Below are 749 nucleotides of genomic sequence, written 5' to 3'. Positions count from 1 at the left end.
GCTGAACCGATCGTCAAGTTACCTTCTTCTGTAGCCATGGCAAGATCACCTCCGGTAGTGATCCCCACCCCTGAGGCGGTGATATCTTGTTTGGCAATTACGCTCGCATTGCCCCCAGCAGAAAGCGCCTCGGTGTTTAATACTGTCTCCACGCCGTCAACCGTTGTGCGCCCTGCATCTAAACGAATATTCTTCTCCGCAAGGAGAACAGCATCGTTACCCGCCGCAAAATGCCCCCCTTTACTAAAAATATCCCCACCATGCACATGCAATTGGTGATTTGCCGCAATCCGCCCTGAATTGATAATCGTTGAATTGCTTGTATTCTGGCTGGTGATATTGACATCATCGCCCATGATCAAAGCCCCAGCAGAAACAAAGGAGGCTCTGTCTTTTTCAGGGATATAAAGCACCGGTGCGTAAACATCCATGCCCTTGACCTGTTGGCGCACATAAATCACCATCGGCGCTTCTAGGGACGCCAATTGTTCTTCACTCAAAGCCTCACCAAAAGGGAGATTGTGTGCTTTTGCATAGTCTGCCCCGACATCCAGCAAAGTTTTGACTTGTTCAATGGCATCACTTCCAGGAATAAAGGAACCTTTGCCCAACCCTTGACCGACCAGATCACGCATTTGTTTCTCAATCAGCTGCTTTTCAAAATAAGCATCGCCTAAGAAAAAAATCTCTCTGTCAGGATTGTAGCCAATTCTGTTCAAATAATAGGCTGAGCCATAAAACTTGCCAAC

1 pseudogene is annotated in these 749 nt (G+C 47.7%); it reads right to left on the bottom strand.

Going from position 1 to position 749, the window contains the following annotated elements:
• A pseudogene (locus tag ACFIMI_RS09875) lies at positions 1-749 on the bottom strand (filamentous hemagglutinin); the annotation flags it as partial.

The sequence above is a fragment of the Bartonella sp. AP4SXKL genome, from assembly GCF_042195845.1.
In the GTDB taxonomy this organism is placed as follows: Bacteria; Pseudomonadota; Alphaproteobacteria; order Rhizobiales; family Rhizobiaceae; genus Bartonella.
Note: the sequence above shows the minus strand (reverse complement) of the source record. Positions and strands in the feature narration are given on the sequence as shown.